The organism is Maricaulis sp., assembly GCF_017642925.1.
GTDB lineage: Bacteria > Pseudomonadota > Alphaproteobacteria > Caulobacterales > Maricaulaceae > Maricaulis.
Genome location: NZ_JAEPOL010000007.1, coordinates 14932 through 30982, shown reverse-complemented (window position 1 = coordinate 30982; position 16051 = coordinate 14932). Strand labels below are relative to the sequence as shown.

The following is a 16051-nucleotide window of genomic DNA, read 5'->3' as shown; positions in this document are numbered from 1 at the left end:
CCGGCGCCATGCCCGACATCCTGATTCTCGTCGCCGCCGCGTTCGCCGCCGGTGTTCTGAACACGCTGGCCGGCGGCGGCACTTTCCTCACCTTCCCCGCACTGGTGCTGACCGGCATGCCGCCTGTCACCGCCAATGCGACCAGCGCGGTCGCCGTCCTGCCGGGCTATGCCGGCGGCATGGCCGGCTATCGCCGCGAACTCGGCACCCTGCCGCGTGCGCAATTGCTGCGTCAGGCCGGCACGGCGCTGGCCGGAGGTCTCGCCGGTGCCGGCCTCCTGCTGGTCACGCCCGACGCGGCCTTCACACGCATCATCCCTGCGCTGATGCTTGTCGCCACCCTCGCCTTTGCTTTCGGCGACACCCTGCGGGCCCGGCTGGCTGGCACCACCGCCGCCGGCCCGCTCGCCAGCGCGGCCGGGCTTTTTCTGGTCTGTGTCTATGGCGGCTATTTCAATGGCGGGCTGGGCATCATGCTGCTGGCGCTGTTTGCGCTGCAGGGCATGACGGGCCTGCATAGGATGAACGGGCTGAAGACTGCTATCTCGCTGATCGTCTCGGCAATCTCGGTTGCCGCCTTTGCGCTGGCCGGACTGGTCGCCTGGACGCCGGCGCTGGCGATGATGGCCGCAGCGACCGCCGGCGGCTATCTCGGCGCGCCGCTGGCGCGGGCCCTGCCCGACAGCGTGGTGCGCGGGGTGATCATCGCGACGGGCGGCATAATGACAGCGATCTTCACACTGCGCGCCCTGGCCTAGACGCCCGGCGCCGCAAAGCGCCCGGCGATACCGTTGGCGACAGCGTCAGCCGCCGCATCCGGCGAGAGGGCGCCGGCATAGCGATAGCCCTGCACGAACTGGCAGCCCATCTCGCGCAACCGATCCGCAGCCTCGGTGCTTTCGACACCCTCGGCCACGACTTTCATCCCGAAATGCGTCGCCAGCTGGATCACCGATTTCACGACCGTTCCCGCACTTTCGTCGGCGGTCATGGCGCGGATGAAATAGCGGTCGATCTTGACGACGTCGAAGGGCAGCATGTCGAGCCGCGCGAGCGAGGAATAGCCGGTGCCGAAATCATCCAGCGCGAGGGCAATCCCCGCCTCGGACAGACGCTTCATCGCGCCCGCCGCCTGCTCCGGATCGCGCATGATCTCGGTTTCCGCGATTTCCAGCTTGAACGCCCCGTCCGGCAGCTGCGCCTCCTTCACCGCCGCAATCAGGCGGTCGCAGAAAACCGGGTCGACAAGTTCGGAAACTGTTGCATTGGCGGCTACGAAAAGAGTGCCGGATGTCACATGAGCGGTACGCCAGGACGACAGGTCCGCGACAGCACTGCTGCGCACCTGGTCGGAGATGTGCTCAAGCAGATCGAGATCCTGCGCCATGTCCAGAAAATCATCCGGCGCCAGCACGCCCACGCCCGGGCGCTCCCAGCGCGCCAGCGCCTCGAACCCCGCCAGCCGGCCCGTGGAAAGATCGATCACCGGCTGGTACCAGGCCAGCACCTCCCCGTTCCCGACACCGTTTGCCAGCGCATGTTCCTCGCTGATCCGGCCGGCACCGTCGGCGGTGCTCCCGGCGGGCGTCATCAGGCCCTCGACCCGCCCCTCGCCATTGCGGCGGCCGAGCAGGCGGACATAGGCAAGCTGCCCCTTGTCACCGATCAGTCGCAGGCGGATATCAATGTGCTCGCGCTCCAGCGCCGCCGTCAGGCGCGACTGGTCGGCCGGGCCGAGACGATCGAGAAAACCGGTCCAGGCCAGCTCGGCTGCATCCAGACCGAAGCGGGCGAAATCACCTGTAAAACGCACCCGGCCCGCAGCCGTGTCGCAGGCGAAGGCAACCGCACCGGCCGCCCGTGCGCCCGCTTCGAAGCCGGTGCCCGTCATGACCGCGGATCGGTTGAGAGGATGGCGTAGCGCTCGTGGTCGCGCCACTCCCCGGCGATATTCAGATAGGCGCGGGCGAGCCCTTCATGGGTAAAGCCGACAGCCTCTAGAAGCGTGCGGGAGGCCGTGTTCGCCGGCTGGCAGGCCGCCTCGATCCGGTGCAGGCGCAGCTCGTCGAAGGCAAAGGCCAGGACACGGCGCACCGCGGCGCGGGTGTGGCCCTGGCGCACATAGGGGCTGCCGATCCAGTAGCCGATATCCGCACTCTGCAGCACGCCGCGGCGGACATTGTTCAGATTGCAGGCACCCAGCAGCACATTGTCGCGGGCGCGCATGACGAAGAAGGGATAGCCCGTGCCGGCATTGCGGTCGGCGTCATAGCGTTCGATACGGCGACGGAAGGCCCCCTTGGACAACTCGTCCTGGGTCCAGGCCGGTTCCCACGGCTCCGTGTGCGCACGGCTTGCGCTGCGCAGGCGGGCCCAGGCCTCGTAATCCTCCAGCTGCGGCATGCGCAGCCGGATGCCTTCGCCGATCAGCGGATCGTCCCACGGGGTTTCGCGCCAAACTGCCACCAGTCCATTCTCCCGTCCGGGCGGCTTGTTGTCCGCCTTCTCTCTACATCATTCGACCGGCGTGTGCCGCATCAAAGACGCAGCCGGCCACGCGCGACGTGGAAAGCTGCGTAGACACCGACCAGCGCCAGCGCCAGCCCGTACCAAGTCAGCGCATAGCCCAGGTGCCGCGAAGGCGGGGTCTGGGCCAGGCTCTGCGGCAGGCCGAGATCGGCCCGCGCCCACACCGGTGCAATGCGCGCCGGATCGGCATCCAGCGCCGCAGCCATGGCGTCTACATCGAAACGGTACCACTGATTGGTATCCGGATCGTTGCGTCCACTGAAAACGCCTGCAGCCGGCAGGGGTTCGATGCGCCATCGCGAGACCGGCGTGCGGTCGCCACGCATCAGGGTTTCAAACCCGGTTTCCACGAAGACCAGCCGGTCCGGCTCTCCTGTCTGGCAGGCCGGGACCGCCATCAGGCCGACGCGGGCCCAGCCCGGCGCGTCGCGCAGCGTGTAGACCCTGAGGGTTTCCCCCGTCAGCGGCGCGGGGCCGGTGACACTCGGTCCGAAGTCGCCTTCGAATCCGTTGCACAATGCGGCCTGGAAGCTCGCCACCTCGCCGCGAGCCTCGAAGGCATCGATCCGGTCGGCCTTCCAGGACATGCGCTGCATCTGCCAGGTGCCCAGGGTGAGCAACAGAGCCAGCGCCGGCAGGCTGAACAGGGTGAGTAGCGGCAGCGGTCGGAAGTGCGGCATGGGATGCCCGGTCCCTCCGGGAAGCGTGAATGTCTGCGGCCGGAAGGCAGCCCGTCTAGTCGTCGAGCCGGGCTTCCTGGGCGTCGTGTTCGAACTGCAGCGCGAAGAGCAGTCCCTTGATCGGCCGGAGCAGCAGGATCGAGACGACGGGGATGAAAGGGATCTGGAAGATCAGGTGCACCCACCAGGGCGGCGAGAAGGCGACCTCGACCAGCAGGTAGAGAATGACGGCAAGAAAGCCGACGATGAACATCACGAAGACGGAGGCCCCGTCGCCGACATCCGCCTTGTCGAAGTCCGCGCCGCACACATCACAGCGCGGCGCGATCTTCAGGAGGCCATCGAACATGGCCCCCTCCCCGCACTTCGGACAGTGTCCTGAGACGCCGGCCTGGAACGGGGAGGGTTTGGTCATGACGGTCCGGCTCCTAGCCGAATGTGACGTAGACGAAGGCGAACAGGAACAGCCAGACCACGTCGACGAAGTGCCAGTACCAGGCGGCGGCTTCGAGCCCGAAATGCTTCTCCGGCGTGAACTGGCCGGCCAGCAGACGGAACAGGCAGACGGCCAGGAAGATCGTCCCGATCACCACGTGTGCACCGTGGAAGCCCGTCGCCATGAAGAAGGCCGAACCGTAGAGATTGCCGCCATCGGCGATCGAGAAGGCGAAGTGCGCTTCCATGTATTCGACCACCTGCAGCGACGTGAAGCACACACCGAGAATGACCGTGAAGATCAGGCCCAGCGTGGCCCCCTTGCGATCGCCATGCTGCAGGGCGTGGTGCGCCCAGGTGACCGTGGTGCCCGAGAGCAGCAGGATCAGCGTGTTCATCAGCGGGATGTGCCACGGATTGAAGGTTTCCACACCGACCGGCGGCCAAGTGCCCAGGCCCTGGAAATCGGCAGCCAGCGTTGCACCGTCCCAGCCCGTGCGGACTTCGTGGAAGATGGCGTATTCGAAGAAGATCCAGAACCACGCCACGAAGAACATCACTTCGGAGGCGATGAACATGATCATGCCGTAGCGCAGGTGCAGGTCGACGACCGGCGTGTGGTCACCGCGGCGCGACTCCTTGATCACGTCGCCCCACCAGCCGATCATCGTATACAGGACCACAGCAAAGCCGAGGATCAGGCCGCCGAAGGCCCCGTCGCCATACATGAAGGCCAGCGGGTGATCCGCGCCGACAAGGCCCTTCATATTGCCGACCGCACCCACGGCCAGCAGGAAGGCGCCGAGCGAGCCCACAAACGGCCACGGGCTCGGATCAACCAGGTGATAGTCGTGCTTTGCGGCATGCCCAGCCATCGCGAATCTCCTGCGATTTCAAATCAGCCCCTTGATGCGCCCTGATTACAGGGCGGGGCGTCAAGGTTCAATGCTAAGGCGCGGCGTCGGACGAGGCCGCATCCCCCTCGGTTTCAAAAAACGTGTAGGACAAGGTAAGTGTCGTGATGTCGTCCAGTCGGCTTTCCTCGTCGAGCAGCGGATCGACAAAGAACAGTACCGGCATTTCGACGCTCTCACCCGGTTCCAGGGTCTGTTCGGTGAAGCAGAAACATTCCAGCTTCGAGAAATAAGACGCGGCCTTGAAGGGCGCGACATTGTAGGTCGCCACGCCGGTGATCGGATGGTCGGACGTGTTGGTGGCCGTGTAATAGGCCAGCGCCGTCTCGCCGATCCGCACCGTCATCGAGCGCTGCACGGGATGGAACTCCCAGGGCAGATCGCGGCTGATATTGGCGTCGAACAGCACGGTCACTTCACGATCGAGGATCGCACCGGCCTCGCCCATGGCGACCGTCGTCGTGCCGCCATACCCGGTGACCTTGCAGAACAGGTTGTAGAGCGGCACGGCGGCAAAGGCCGCGCCAACCATCACGACCGCCGTGGTGCCGGCCATCAGCGCGACGCGCGTGTTCGCATTCTGCCAAAGACGCTTCATCCGGCCGCTCCCGCAATATTCTGGCTCAGGCGCACAACCGTGATCAGGAAGACCGCGACCATGAAGGCCACCAGGCCCCAGGCAATGTAGACATTGCGGCGCTTGCGGGCCTTTTCCTGTTCCGGCGTCAGACGGACATGCTCGCCCGTCGCCTGGCCTTCACGATGATGGAAACCGAAATTGTCGTCGCGATCGCTCATCCCGTTACTCCCGGAACAGCGAGATAGGCGCCCAGCCCGTGTTCGGCAATCAGCGCCGCGAACAGCGCGGCCAGATAGCCGATCGAATAGGCGAAGAGATCGCGAGCGGCCTTGTCGCCGGCGCGAACGGCGTAAAGCTCACCCTCTTCGGCCGAACCGGCTTCACCGGCCCGCGATGCGAAGACGCGCCAGGCCAGCAGCATGAACAGCGCACCGCCGCCCAGCGAGGTCGCGGCATAGGCCAGACCGCCGAGCCCGGTCAGGACGGGCGCGCCGGCGAACACGACCATGACGATCGAATAGAGCAGGATCTGCAGCCGGGTCGATTTGGGACCCTTGGCCACCGGCATCATCGGCACGCCGGCCGCGGCATAGTCGCCGGACTTGTAGAGTGCCAGCGCCCAGGAGTGCGGCGGCGTCCACAGGAAGATGATCATGAACAGGATGACCGCGTCGAGCGAGACTTCACCCGTCGCCGCGACCCAGCCGATCATGGGCGGGAAGGCACCGGCAGCCCCGCCGATCACGATATTCTGCGGCGTCGAACGCTTCAGGATCATCGTGTAGATGACCGAGTAGAAGAAGATCGAGAAGGCCAGCAGGCCTGCCGCGAGATAATTGCTCGACAGCGCCATCAAGAGGACCGACAGCACGGCAGCCACCACGCCGAACCCGTAGGCATTCGACACCGAGACCGCACCACGCGGCACGGGCCGCTTGCGGGTGCGCTTCATCGTGGCGTCGATATCCGCGTCATAGGCCATGTTGAGGGCACCGGCAGCGCCGGCGCCCATGGCCACGCACAGGATCGACATGAAGGCCAGGAACGGGTCCATGTCGACCGGGGCCGCGACCAGACCGGAGAAGGCAGTGAAGACGACCAGCGTCATCACCCGCGGTTTCATCAGGTCGAAAAAGTCGCGGGGCGAGGCTGTCGAAACAGCCCCGCCCTCTGCGTGCGTAACGCCGGTTTGGGTCAGCGTGTCCAACATGCCACCTACTTGATCTTCGGCAGCTCGTTGAACTGGTGGAAAGGCGGCGGAGAAGACAGGGTCCACTCCAGCGTCGTGGCGCCTTCGCCCCACGGATTGGCGTCGGCCTTCCGGCGGCGGATCATCGCATCGATGAGCACCAGGAAGAACAGCACCATACCCACCAGCATGATCATGTAGCCGACCGTGGACACGTAGTTCCACAGGGCGAACCCGTCGGCATAGTCGACATAGCGGCGCGGCATGCCCTGCAGACCCAGGAAGTGCTGCGGGAAGAAGATCACGTTCGCGCCGATGAAGAAGAAGGCGAACTGCAGACGCGCCAGGATCGAGTTGTACTTCACACCGAAGATTTTCTCGAACCAGTAGTACCAGCCTGCGAAGATCGCGAAGACGGCACCCAGAGACAGCACGTAGTGGAAGTGCGCCACGACGTAGTAGGTGTCGTGCAGGGACTGGTCGACGCCGGCATTGGCCAGCACGACGCCCGTCACGCCGCCCACGGTGAACAGGAAGATGAAACCGATCGCCCACATCATCGGTGTGCGGAACTCGATCGAGCCGCCCCACATCGTCGCGATCCAGGAGAAGATCTTGATGCCCGTGGGCACCGCGATCACCATCGTGGCCGCAATGAAGTAAGCCTTCAGATCGACCGGCATGCCGACCGTGTACATGTGGTGCGCCCACACGATGAAGCCGATGAAGCCGATCGCCACCATGGCGTAGGCCATCCCGAGATAGCCGAAGATCGGCTTGCGCGAGAAGGTCGACACGATGTGCGAGATGATGCCGAAGCCCGGCAGGATCAGGATGTAGACTTCCGGGTGGCCGAAGAACCAGAACAGGTGCTGGTACATCACCGGATCGCCGCCGCCCATCGGATCGAAGAAGGTCGTGCCGAAATTGCGGTCGGTCAGCAGCATGGTCAGGGCGCCGGCCAGGACCGGCAGCGACAGCAGCAGCAGGAAGACGGTCACCAGCACCGACCACACGAAGAGCGGCATCTTGTGGATCGTCATGCCCGGAGCGCGCATGTTGAAGATCGTGGTGATGAAGTTGATGGCTCCCAGGATCGAGCTGACACCCGCGATGTGCAGGGACAGGATCAAAAGATCCATCGCCGGACCGTTATGGCCCGAAGTCGAGAGCGGCGGGTAGAGCACCCAGCCACCGCCGAAACCCATGTCGCCACCGGCACCCGGCACGAACATCGACATCACCGCCAGCGCGAAAGCGAAGGGCAGCAGCCAGAACGAGATGTTGTTCATCCGCGGGAAGGCCATGTCCGGCGCGCCGATCATCAGCGGCACGAACCAGTTGCCGAAACCGCCGATCATCGCCGGCATGACCATGAAGAAGATCATGATCAGGCCGTGCATCGTCGTGGCGACGTTGTAATTGTGCTCGTTGCCCCAGAAGCCGTTGTTGAAGACCTGCAGGCCCGGCTCCATGAGTTCCCAGCGCATCAGGCCGGACAGGGCACCGCCGATGATCCCCGCGAAGATCGCGAAGACCAGGTACATCGTGCCGATGTCCTTGTGGTTGGTGGACAGCACCCAGCGGCGCCAGTCCCACATGCTCGGGGTGTGATCGTCGTGCGTAGCGGCGTCAGCAGACATGGTTCAGCCCATCCCTAGTCGAGTTGCGCCAGGCGCGTTTCCCGCGCGGCGGAATATTCAGCAATCACGGCATTGGCCTCGTCCGAACCCGGACCGGCCTCGACCCAGGCGTCGAACGTGTCCTGCGACACGACGTGAACCTCGATCGGCATGAAAGCGTGGCGGATGCCGCACAGCTCCGAGCACTGGCCGTAATAGGTGCCCTCTTCGGTCACCTGGAACCAGGCTTCGTTGATGCGGCCCGGAATGGCATCCATCTTGGTGCCGAAGGACGGCATCGCCCAGTTGTGGATCACGTCGGCCGCAGTCACCTGCAGGCGAACGACGGCATCAACCGGAACGACCAGCGGATAGTCGACCGACAGATTGCGCAGCTGGCCTTCGGACAGATCCTCTTCCGCGACCATCGTGGAGATGTATTGCGGCACTTCGTGGTCGGGATACTCATAGCCCCAATACCACTGATAGCCCGTCGCCTTGATGGTGAAGTCGGCTTCCGGAATCTCGTCCTGGAAGTACAGGAGCGGGAAGGAGAAGACCGAGATCACGATCAGGATCATGACCGGCACCGCCGTCCAGACCACTTCGAGCAGCGTGTTATGGCTGTTCTTGCTGGCTTGCGGATTGGCTTTGCGGTTGTAGCGGATCATCACCCACAGCAGCAGACCCATCACGAAGATCGTGATCGGAATGATGATCCAGAGCAGGATGTTATGGAAACTGGTCACGCGTTCCATGATCGGCGTGACGGCCGGCTGAAAGCCCAGATGGCCGTCCGTCGGCTGGCCGGGCGTTGCGAGTGCGCCGGCAGCGGCGGTTGTCCAAGTAAGCACGAGTGCGGTCAGGAATCGCATGGCTTCCCCATACAAGTCAGGCATTAAGGCAGGAATCCCCCGCCGATGGCGGCGGAATATAGAGCCCGGTCACGGCCGTGTCAGGCCGTCAACGGCATTTTTTGTACCGGCATTCGCACATGATATCCGAATAGCCGGCAAGCTATTGATTTGAAACGCCCTACACTCCCCGACCAACCGAAACTGCGAAGCATTCGCGCGACAAAGCCCCGATTGGTGATGCGACTATAGGCCGCTGGCACCGACTCAGTATGCGGCCAAACGTCTCAGCCGCCCGCAACGAATTGCTCGGGTATTGCCCGCCGCGGCTGCGGCTTCGCTGACCTGCGCGTGTTCCCTCGTCCTCCCCGGTCGACTATGTCATGCTCGTGAAACCGCTTCTGGAGTGCCGCCATGTCTGACGAACCGATCGAACAATTCGAATTCGACGTCGAGGACGTTACACCGGTCCTTGCCGACACGATGTCCGGCGCCGACGATGGCGAGCTCTTCCTGGAGACGGCCGTTTCGGAATCGCTCGTCTTCGACGACGGGCGTCTGAAGTCGGCGAGCTTCGACTCCAACCGCGGCTTCGGACTGCGCTGCGTGGCGGGCGAGGCTTTCGGTTATGCGCACTCCTCCGACCCGACGCTGGATGCCGTCAAGCGCGCTGCGGAAACCGCCAGCGCCGTCAAGCGCGGTCATGCCGGTGTTCTGGCGCCGCCGCCGGCGGGCACCAATCGCAAGCTCTACGACGCCGTCGACCCGGTCGCGCATCCCGCCTTCGACACCAAGGTGAAGCTGCTGCAGGAGATCGACGCCTATTGCCGCACCAAGGACGCCAGTGTGGTGCAGGTCTCCGCCTCGATCGCCGGCGCCAAGCGCAATATCTCGATCATCCGCGCCGATGGCGACATCAAGACCGATATCCGGCCGCTGGTGCGCCTGAACGTCCAGGTCACCGTAGAACGTGACGGCCGCCGCGAGACCGGTTCTGCCGGTGCCGGCGGTCGCGCCGAGTTCGACCGCTGGATTGCGCCGGACGCCTGGAAGCCGCTGGCGGACGAGGCGCTGCGGATCGCCCGGGTCAATCTGGACGCCGTCGACGCGCCGGCCGGTGTGTTCGACGTCGTGCTGGGCCCCGGCTGGCCGGCCGTGCTGCTGCACGAGGCCGTCGGCCACGGCCTGGAAGGCGATTTCAACCGCAAGGGCACATCCGCCTTTGCCGGACGCATGGGCCAGCAGGTCGCCGCCAAGGGCGTCACCGTGATCGATGACGGCACGATGGAGAAGCGCCGCGGCTCGCTGACCATCGACGATGAAGGCACGCCGACCGAGCGCACCGTGCTGATCGAGGACGGCATCCTGACCGGCTACATGCAGGACCGCATGAATGCCCGCCTCATGGGCCACAAGCCGACCGGCAATGGCCGCCGGCAATCCTATGCCCATCCGCCCATGCCGCGCATGACGAACACCTACATGCTGGCCGGCAATCACAAGCGCGAGGAAATGCTCGAAAGCCTGAAAGACGGCATCTATGCCGTCAATTTCGGCGGCGGCCAGGTCGACATCACCTCCGGCAAGTTCGTCTTCCAGTGTACCGAGGCCTATCGCGTCAAGGACGGGAAAGTGGTTGCGCCGGTGAAGGGCGCCACGCTGATCGGCGACGGGCCGACCGCCCTCACCCGCATCGAGATGATCGGCGACGATTTCGAGATGGATCCGGGCGTCGGTGTGTGCGGCAAGGCCGGCCAGGGCGTACCCGTCGGTGTCGGCCAGCCCAGCCTGAAGATCTCGGGCCTGACGGTGGGCGGCGCCGGCAGCTGATGCCGCACCGCAGCAACACGGCCGCATAACAGGCGCGTGATGCACCTTACGAAAGCTTACGTATTATAGACCCCCGCCATGTACTACCCCAGTAGTCAAGGGACGCTGGGTTGGCACAACTCGTCAGGGGTACAATGCGAGGGACAGTTATCGGCGTGGTCGCAGGGGCCGCGACAGCCGCACTATTTGGTGATTCAGCCTGGGCATTCCGGGATGACGCAGATGCTGGGACTGCGGACACCATTATCGAAACGCAAGCCGGGATAGCGATCTACGCACCGGCCTTCTTTGCCACATATTCGCCGGTCACGGCGCTGGACATGGTCAGCCGGGTGCCCGGTTTCTCGCTTTCGGGCGGCGATACCGACCGCCGCGGCCTGGGCGACAGTTTCGGCAATCTTCTGATCAACGGTCAGCGGCCATCCAACAAGTCGCTGTCGCTGGAGACCGTCCTGCAGCGCATCCCGACAGAGGATGTCGCCCGGGTCGAGCTGATCCAGGAGGCCCTGCCGCAATACGATATGCGCGGTCATCCGCGCCTGGTGAATGTCATTCTGCGCGAGGGCGCGGGACGCTCGGGCTCCTGGGCATCACGCTTTGTCCTGTCGGATTCAGGACGCGCAGGGAATTGGAGCGAGATATCCTATTCCATGCCGGTCGGGACGGCCGACATCGTGCTCGGCCTCGAAGGGGGCTTCGATGGCAATCGTGTGCGCCGGCACCACGCCTTCCACAACGGCAATGACGAACCGGAATTCTATTCTCGGGTTTCCGATCAGCGTGCCTATTCCGAGATCATTCCAACGGTCTCGGTGAACTGGGCCATCGACGAGCGGTCGCGCCTGCGTTTCGACGGCCGGATCGAAGCCCGGTCCTGGCACCGGGGTGCGATCGACTTCATAAGCGACACGTCCGGTTCCCTTGTCGCCATCGAGCGGAACCAGACGCAGGATGAGGGCCGGGAAGCATCGGCGACGCTGACCTATAACCGCGATTTCACCGACACCCTGTCTTCCAGCACAATCCTGCTGGTCAGCCGCGAGAGCTGGGAGGACGGGCCGGAGCCCTATGAGCTCTACGACGCCGAGACAGGATTCGTCGGCGCAACCATAGTCAGCTTTGAGGGCGACTACGAGGAAACCGCGCTTCGCCAGACGCTGTCCTGGAATCCGAACCCGACCCATTCTTTCGAGATCGGGGCGGAAACCGCGATCAATGCCCGCGATACCGACCTGGACCTGTTCGAGGATGACGGCACGGTTGTCACGCCCATCCCGCTGCCGGTCTCGTCGACGCGGGTCGAGGAGACCCGCAGCGAGATATTCGCCAATCATGTCTGGGCGGCCAGTGACCGGCTGAGCGTGGAAACAGGGCTGCGCTACGAATTCTCCGAAATCACCCAGACAGGCGATGCGGAACAGTCGCGCAGCTTCACCTATGCCAAGCCCAGCGTGACGCTGAACTGGCGCCAGGACGAGCGAAACCGGCTGCGCTTCACGGCGCGGCGGGATGTCGACCAGCTGGAATTCGACAAGTTTGCCAGCTCCATCGACGTTGCCGACGACAATCCCGTTCTCGGCAATCCTGACTATGTGCCCCAGCGGACCTGGACCATTGAGGCCGAATGGGAACGGCGGTTCGGCGAAGACGGCTCCTTCTCGCTACAGGTCGGCTATGACTGGATCCAGGACCTCGACGGCTGGGTGCCGATCATCACCGATGACGGTGTCTTCGACGCACCGGGCAATATCGGCGACGGCACCAATCTGCGCGTCACCGGCAATCTGACTTCGCCGCTGGACCGGTTCGGGCTGAGCAATGCCGTGATCGATGTCTTCCTGGAATGGTACGACACCAAGGTGGACGACCCGCTCACCGGCGAAAGCCGTCACTGGTCGGGTATTCGCGAATGGGAACTCAGCCTGGATTTCCGGCAGACCTTCCCGCAGCAACGACTCGCCTGGGGCTGGGATTATCACTGGTTCACCGATGGCGAGGAGTTTCTCGCCCAGGAATACCGGCTCTTTGACAACACCGATGGCGATTTCGACATCTACGTTGAGACAACACGCTGGTTCGGCATGACCGTGCGCGCCGGGGTGGACGGTGTCTTCAACAATGGCGACGACCGTCGGCGGGTCTTCTATGACGGCTCGCGTGCAGACGGCGTGATCGACGCCATCGAGTACCGCAACATCTCGAACGGCCAGATCGCCTATCTGCGGTTCCAGGACACGTTTTAGTGATCGCAGCGGGACCCGGAAACGTCCGGGTCCCGTTTGCAGCCGCGCGCCGGGGCGGCGTATCGTGACACTATCAAGACAATATGAGAGCGCCGCACAGGCGCCGGAATCCGGAACCACAGACCAGCGAGGGGCTGCTGGCCAACCTGCAGGGAGGCAGGACCATGTCGCATGCCCGTAGACTACGAAAAGCGTCCGGCGCCGCTCTGGCTGCCGCTGCCGTTCTTGCGACGGGAGCTGCGCATTCCAGCGAGGCTCTTGCCGGAGATGACATCCCGCTCGAACGCACACCCAGCGGTCACCTTCTGCTCCCGGTGACCATCGGTAACGCGGGACCCTTCCCTTTCATTCTCGACACCGGCGCCAGTCACACGGCCATAGCCGCCCCCATCGCAGAGCAGCTGGGCTTCCAGTCGCGATGGGAGCATGTCGACGATGTCCAGGCGCTGACAACACGCTTCGAAGCCGAACGCTTCGCGCTACACAGCCTGAATTTCGGAGACCAGTCCCCGATCGACCTCCTGAGTGTGATCATTCCCGTTGAAGAAGGGCAACCCATCCCCGTCGCCGGCCTTCTCGGTGTCGACGCCATTCGCACCGACCGGTACCGTGTCGACTTCGCCGCCGCCCGGCTGGAACTCGCCCCCTCACCCGCATCCCGCGCCGATGGCCGGATCGATCCGGCCGGCCTGCTGGTCGGCGACGCCGCCATGCTTCGCGCCAGCCGTCCGGTGAGGGTGATGCTCGACAGCGGCAGCGCGCGGACGATCGCGAATGTTCCGCTCGATCGCCTGGTCGGCAGCCGTCACATGGTCATGCGGGCGATGACGGTCGGCGGCATTGACGGCCGCGAGGTGGAAGAGGCCAGCCTGCTGTCGATCCGGCAGTTCCGCATGGGTGGTCTGTGCTTCCCGTCACTCCGCGTGCTGAACGCGGATCTCGACATCTTCGAGCACCTCGGCTGGGAGAACGAACCCGCCATCGTGCTGGGCATGGACCTGCTGCAATATGCCGAGGTGACTGTCGATCGCGAGACCGGCAGTTTCCAGATCGACGCAGCCGTGCCGGACTATGCCTGCGAGGAGTAGCGCGACAGGGACGGCGTAAAGAAAAAGGCCGCGGAGCAATCAGCTCCGCGGCCTTCTTTATGTCGGTGTCAGGACTGCATCACGCCTTGGGATGCGCATCCTGTTCCGGGCCTGCCGCTTCGGCAGCCGCCGGGATCATGACCTGATCCTCGGCGCGGCCATGACCCAGCTTCTTCAGGAGGAAGCTGAACACACCGACCACGATACCCAGCACGATTGCCACAATGCCAATCGCCTGGAAGACCGAGGCATAGCCGCTGAGCGCCGCTTCCGGATCCAGCACCTGGCCGGCAACCGTGTCGGTCGCGGTAAAGGTCGCAATGATGCCTGCCACATATTGGGCGAAGGAGCTGGAGAGGAACCAGCCCGCCATCATGAAGGACACCACGGCTGCCGGAGACAGTTTGGTGATGGCCGAGAGGCCGACCGGCGACAGGCAGAGCTCACCGGTGGTGTGCAGCAGATAGGCACCCGCCAGGAAGATCAGCGGCACGCGATAGCTGTCATCGGCAAAGTTCACGCCCCAGACCAGCAGCATGAAGCCCAGGCCGACCTGGACCAGCGCCAGCGCAAACTTCAGAACCGTGTTCGGGTTCTTCTGAAGCTTGGCCAGGAAAGCCCAGAGCGCGGCGAAGACCGGCGCGAAAATCAGGATGAAGCCGGCATTGAACGACTGCGTCTGAGACGCCGTCAGGCTCATCTCGATGCCGATCGGGCCGAGGTTCCAGACTGCGGCTTCGGCCACCGACAGGTCGGTATTGCGGGCAGCGAACAGGTTCATCGACGAGCCGGCCTGTTCGAACAGGGCCCAGAACACGACCGATGTCACGATCAGGAAGATCGCCAGGATCAGGCGCTGGGCCTCGACCGCCGTACACTCGGTGACCATGTAGTAGATCATGTAGCCGACGAAGAGCAGACCGCCGATGATCAGCAGGACCGCCAGCAGGTCGGTGCCCGCAAACATGATCGTGTGGGCCTGCACCATGAACCAGACGACCAGCACGCCGGCAACGCCAAGCAGATAGATCAGGCCTTCACGGCTGAGCGGTCCGAAGACCTTCTGCTTCAGCTTCTCCGGCTCCGGCGGATTGCCGACATGGCCGATCAGGTTGGTGCCCGGCATGAAGAACAGCGCACGGCCACGGACAAAGACCAGCCAGCCGAGCAGCATGCCCACCCCGGCCAGGCCGAAGCCGGCCCACCAGCCCACGGTCTCGCCGAGCAGACCGCACAGGATGGCCGCCCAGAAGGACCCCAGATTGATGCCGTAATAATAGAGGGTGAAACCACCGTCGCGGCGCGGGTCGTTTTCTTCGTAGAGCTGGCCGACGATCGAGGAGATGTTGGCCTTCAGGAAGCCGACACCCATGATGATCAGGGCCAGGGCGAGGTAGAAGATGTTCACGAACATCCGGTCGCGCTCGATGATCTGCGTTTCGAACGAGCCGGCCGGCAGGGTCGCCGGGATAGCCGCGCTCGCCGGCAGGCCCTCGATCACCAGATCGCCTGCGGAATTGGCGGAGAAGTCATAGGTGGCGTCGCCGACTTCCAGCAGCACGGTCCGCGCCGCGCCGCGGCCTTCGGCCACGAGCTCGTACTGGCCGCCATCATAGACAATCGCTTCGCGCGCAGGCTCGCCTTCAATCCCCATCGTGAAGTGACCCGCGACCAGCAGCAGCGCTCCGAAGGCGATGGCCTTGCGGTTACCCAGATACTTATCGGCCAGATAGCCGCCGACCAGCGGCAGCAGATAGACCAGGGCGGTATAGGCGCCGTATTGCGAGCTGGAGAAGGCGTCGTCGAACAGGAAATGCTGGGTCAGATAGAAGATCAGCAGACCGCGCATGCCGTAGTAGGAGAAGCGCTCCCACATTTCGGCGAAGAAGAGGATGTGCAGCCCTTTCGGGTGATTGCGCATCTCGAGAAACACCGGAATTGCCGTCGCGATGGTCACGACAATGCCGATGGCAACAACCAGATTGATAACCATGTTCTCCCCGTCCCCGCCCCACCGGCGGGCCAAATTTCCGGCCTGCAATTGACCATGCACGGCATCCAGGCTCAAGCCCGTGACGCGGCTGTGA

Annotated in this window: 15 protein-coding genes; 4 read left to right on the top strand and 11 right to left on the bottom strand. The window is 64.1% G+C overall.

Going from position 1 to position 16051, the window contains the following annotated elements; all coding sequences use genetic code 11:
• Nucleotides 1–8 precede the first annotated feature (8 nt).
• Entirely contained in the window at nucleotides 9–758 is a 750-nt protein-coding gene (locus tag JJ918_RS07210; RefSeq protein ID WP_291885164.1) for a sulfite exporter TauE/SafE family protein, read from the top strand.
• Here the strand turns inward: JJ918_RS07210 and JJ918_RS07205 are convergent.
• The 10 genes from JJ918_RS07205 to coxB form a co-directional block, all read right to left on the bottom strand.
• Nucleotides 755–1891, bottom strand: coding sequence for an EAL domain-containing protein (locus tag JJ918_RS07205; RefSeq protein ID WP_291885162.1), 1137 nt, complete (start codon nucleotides 1889–1891; stop codon nucleotides 755–757). The genes JJ918_RS07210 and JJ918_RS07205 overlap by 4 nt on opposite strands.
• Complete coding sequence (locus JJ918_RS07200; RefSeq protein WP_271187340.1) at nucleotides 1888–2466, bottom strand: GNAT family protein; 579 nt, start codon at nucleotides 2464–2466, stop codon at nucleotides 1888–1890. The genes JJ918_RS07205 and JJ918_RS07200 overlap by 4 nt, the downstream gene beginning before the upstream one ends.
• A 71-nt stretch (nucleotides 2467–2537) precedes the next feature.
• Entirely contained in the window at nucleotides 2538–3209 is a 672-nt protein-coding gene (locus tag JJ918_RS07195; protein ID WP_291885157.1) for an SURF1 family cytochrome oxidase biogenesis protein, read from the bottom strand.
• A 55-nt stretch (nucleotides 3210–3264) separates the two neighbouring features.
• On the bottom strand, nucleotides 3265–3558 hold the full coding sequence (locus tag JJ918_RS07190; RefSeq protein ID WP_271187342.1) for a DUF983 domain-containing protein: 294 nt from the start codon (nucleotides 3556–3558) through the stop codon (nucleotides 3265–3267).
• A 79-nt stretch (nucleotides 3559–3637) separates the two neighbouring features.
• Entirely contained in the window at nucleotides 3638–4519 is an 882-nt protein-coding gene (locus tag JJ918_RS07185; RefSeq protein ID WP_291885153.1) for a cytochrome c oxidase subunit 3, read from the bottom strand.
• A 73-nt stretch (nucleotides 4520–4592) separates the two neighbouring features.
• Nucleotides 4593–5156: a cytochrome c oxidase assembly protein gene (locus JJ918_RS07180; protein ID WP_291885150.1), complete on the bottom strand. Its 564-nt coding sequence runs from the start codon at nucleotides 5154–5156 to the stop codon at nucleotides 4593–4595.
• Nucleotides 5153–5356, bottom strand: coding sequence for a protoheme IX farnesyltransferase (locus JJ918_RS07175; RefSeq protein ID WP_271187345.1), 204 nt, complete (start codon nucleotides 5354–5356; stop codon nucleotides 5153–5155). The genes JJ918_RS07180 and JJ918_RS07175 overlap by 4 nt, the downstream gene beginning before the upstream one ends.
• Complete coding sequence (locus tag JJ918_RS07170) at nucleotides 5353–6348, bottom strand: heme o synthase (RefSeq protein ID WP_291885147.1); 996 nt, start codon at nucleotides 6346–6348, stop codon at nucleotides 5353–5355. Before JJ918_RS07170 ends, JJ918_RS07175 begins: the two co-directional genes overlap by 4 nt.
• Before the next feature lie 5 nt (nucleotides 6349–6353).
• Nucleotides 6354–7970, bottom strand: coding sequence for a cytochrome c oxidase subunit I (gene ctaD / locus JJ918_RS07165; RefSeq protein ID WP_291885145.1), 1617 nt, complete (start codon nucleotides 7968–7970; stop codon nucleotides 6354–6356).
• Nucleotides 7971–7984: 14 nt separating this feature from the next.
• On the bottom strand, nucleotides 7985–8824 hold the full coding sequence (coxB, locus tag JJ918_RS07160; RefSeq protein WP_291885142.1) for a cytochrome c oxidase subunit II: 840 nt from the start codon (nucleotides 8822–8824) through the stop codon (nucleotides 7985–7987).
• A 393-nt stretch (nucleotides 8825–9217) separates the two neighbouring features.
• Between coxB and tldD the strand changes: the two genes are divergently transcribed.
• The 3 genes from tldD to JJ918_RS07145 all read left to right on the top strand — a co-directional run bounded on the left by tldD (nucleotide 9218) and on the right by JJ918_RS07145 (nucleotide 13964).
• Nucleotides 9218–10633 carry a metalloprotease TldD gene (gene tldD / locus JJ918_RS07155; RefSeq protein ID WP_291885140.1) on the top strand — a complete coding sequence of 472 codons (1416 nt, stop codon included), beginning with the start codon at nucleotides 9218–9220 and terminating at the stop codon, nucleotides 10631–10633.
• A 134-nt stretch (nucleotides 10634–10767) separates the two neighbouring features.
• Nucleotides 10768–12876, top strand: coding sequence for a TonB-dependent siderophore receptor (locus tag JJ918_RS07150; RefSeq protein ID WP_291885138.1), 2109 nt, complete (start codon nucleotides 10768–10770; stop codon nucleotides 12874–12876).
• Nucleotides 12877–13040: 164 nt separating this feature from the next.
• Nucleotides 13041–13964: an aspartyl protease family protein gene (locus tag JJ918_RS07145; RefSeq protein ID WP_291885136.1), complete on the top strand. Its 924-nt coding sequence runs from the start codon at nucleotides 13041–13043 to the stop codon at nucleotides 13962–13964.
• Between the two features lie 79 nt (nucleotides 13965–14043).
• Here the strand turns inward: JJ918_RS07145 and JJ918_RS07140 are convergent, their stop codons facing one another.
• A complete protein-coding gene (locus JJ918_RS07140) occupies nucleotides 14044–15951 on the bottom strand; it encodes a peptide MFS transporter (RefSeq protein WP_367277668.1) in 1908 nt (635 codons plus the stop codon).
• Between the last annotated feature and the right edge of the window lie 100 nt (nucleotides 15952–16051).

Bases quoted from the DNA above. Each gene is read 5' to 3' on its own strand.
- JJ918_RS07210 (WP_291885164.1), top strand. From the start codon at position 9: ATGCCCGACATCCTGATTCTCGTCGCCGCCGCGTTCGCCGCCGGTGTT.
- JJ918_RS07205 (WP_291885162.1), bottom strand. From the start codon at position 1,891: ATGACGGGCACCGGCTTCGAAGCGGGCGCACGGGCGGCCGGTGCGGTT.
- JJ918_RS07195 (WP_291885157.1), bottom strand. From the start codon at position 3,209: ATGCCGCACTTCCGACCGCTGCCGCTACTCACCCTGTTCAGCCTGCCG.
- JJ918_RS07190 (WP_271187342.1), bottom strand. From the start codon at position 3,558: ATGTTCGATGGCCTCCTGAAGATCGCGCCGCGCTGTGATGTGTGCGGC.
- JJ918_RS07185 (WP_291885153.1), bottom strand. From the start codon at position 4,519: ATGGCTGGGCATGCCGCAAAGCACGACTATCACCTGGTTGATCCGAGC.
- JJ918_RS07180 (WP_291885150.1), bottom strand. From the start codon at position 5,156: ATGAAGCGTCTTTGGCAGAATGCGAACACGCGCGTCGCGCTGATGGCC.
- JJ918_RS07175 (WP_271187345.1), bottom strand. From the start codon at position 5,356: ATGAGCGATCGCGACGACAATTTCGGTTTCCATCATCGTGAAGGCCAG.
- JJ918_RS07170 (WP_291885147.1), bottom strand. From the start codon at position 6,348: ATGTTGGACACGCTGACCCAAACCGGCGTTACGCACGCAGAGGGCGGG.
- ctaD (WP_291885145.1), bottom strand. From the start codon at position 7,970: ATGTCTGCTGACGCCGCTACGCACGACGATCACACCCCGAGCATGTGG.
- coxB (WP_291885142.1), bottom strand. From the start codon at position 8,824: ATGCGATTCCTGACCGCACTCGTGCTTACTTGGACAACCGCCGCTGCC.
- tldD (WP_291885140.1), top strand. From the start codon at position 9,218: ATGTCTGACGAACCGATCGAACAATTCGAATTCGACGTCGAGGACGTT.
- JJ918_RS07150 (WP_291885138.1), top strand. From the start codon at position 10,768: ATGCGAGGGACAGTTATCGGCGTGGTCGCAGGGGCCGCGACAGCCGCA.
- JJ918_RS07145 (WP_291885136.1), top strand. From the start codon at position 13,041: ATGTCGCATGCCCGTAGACTACGAAAAGCGTCCGGCGCCGCTCTGGCT.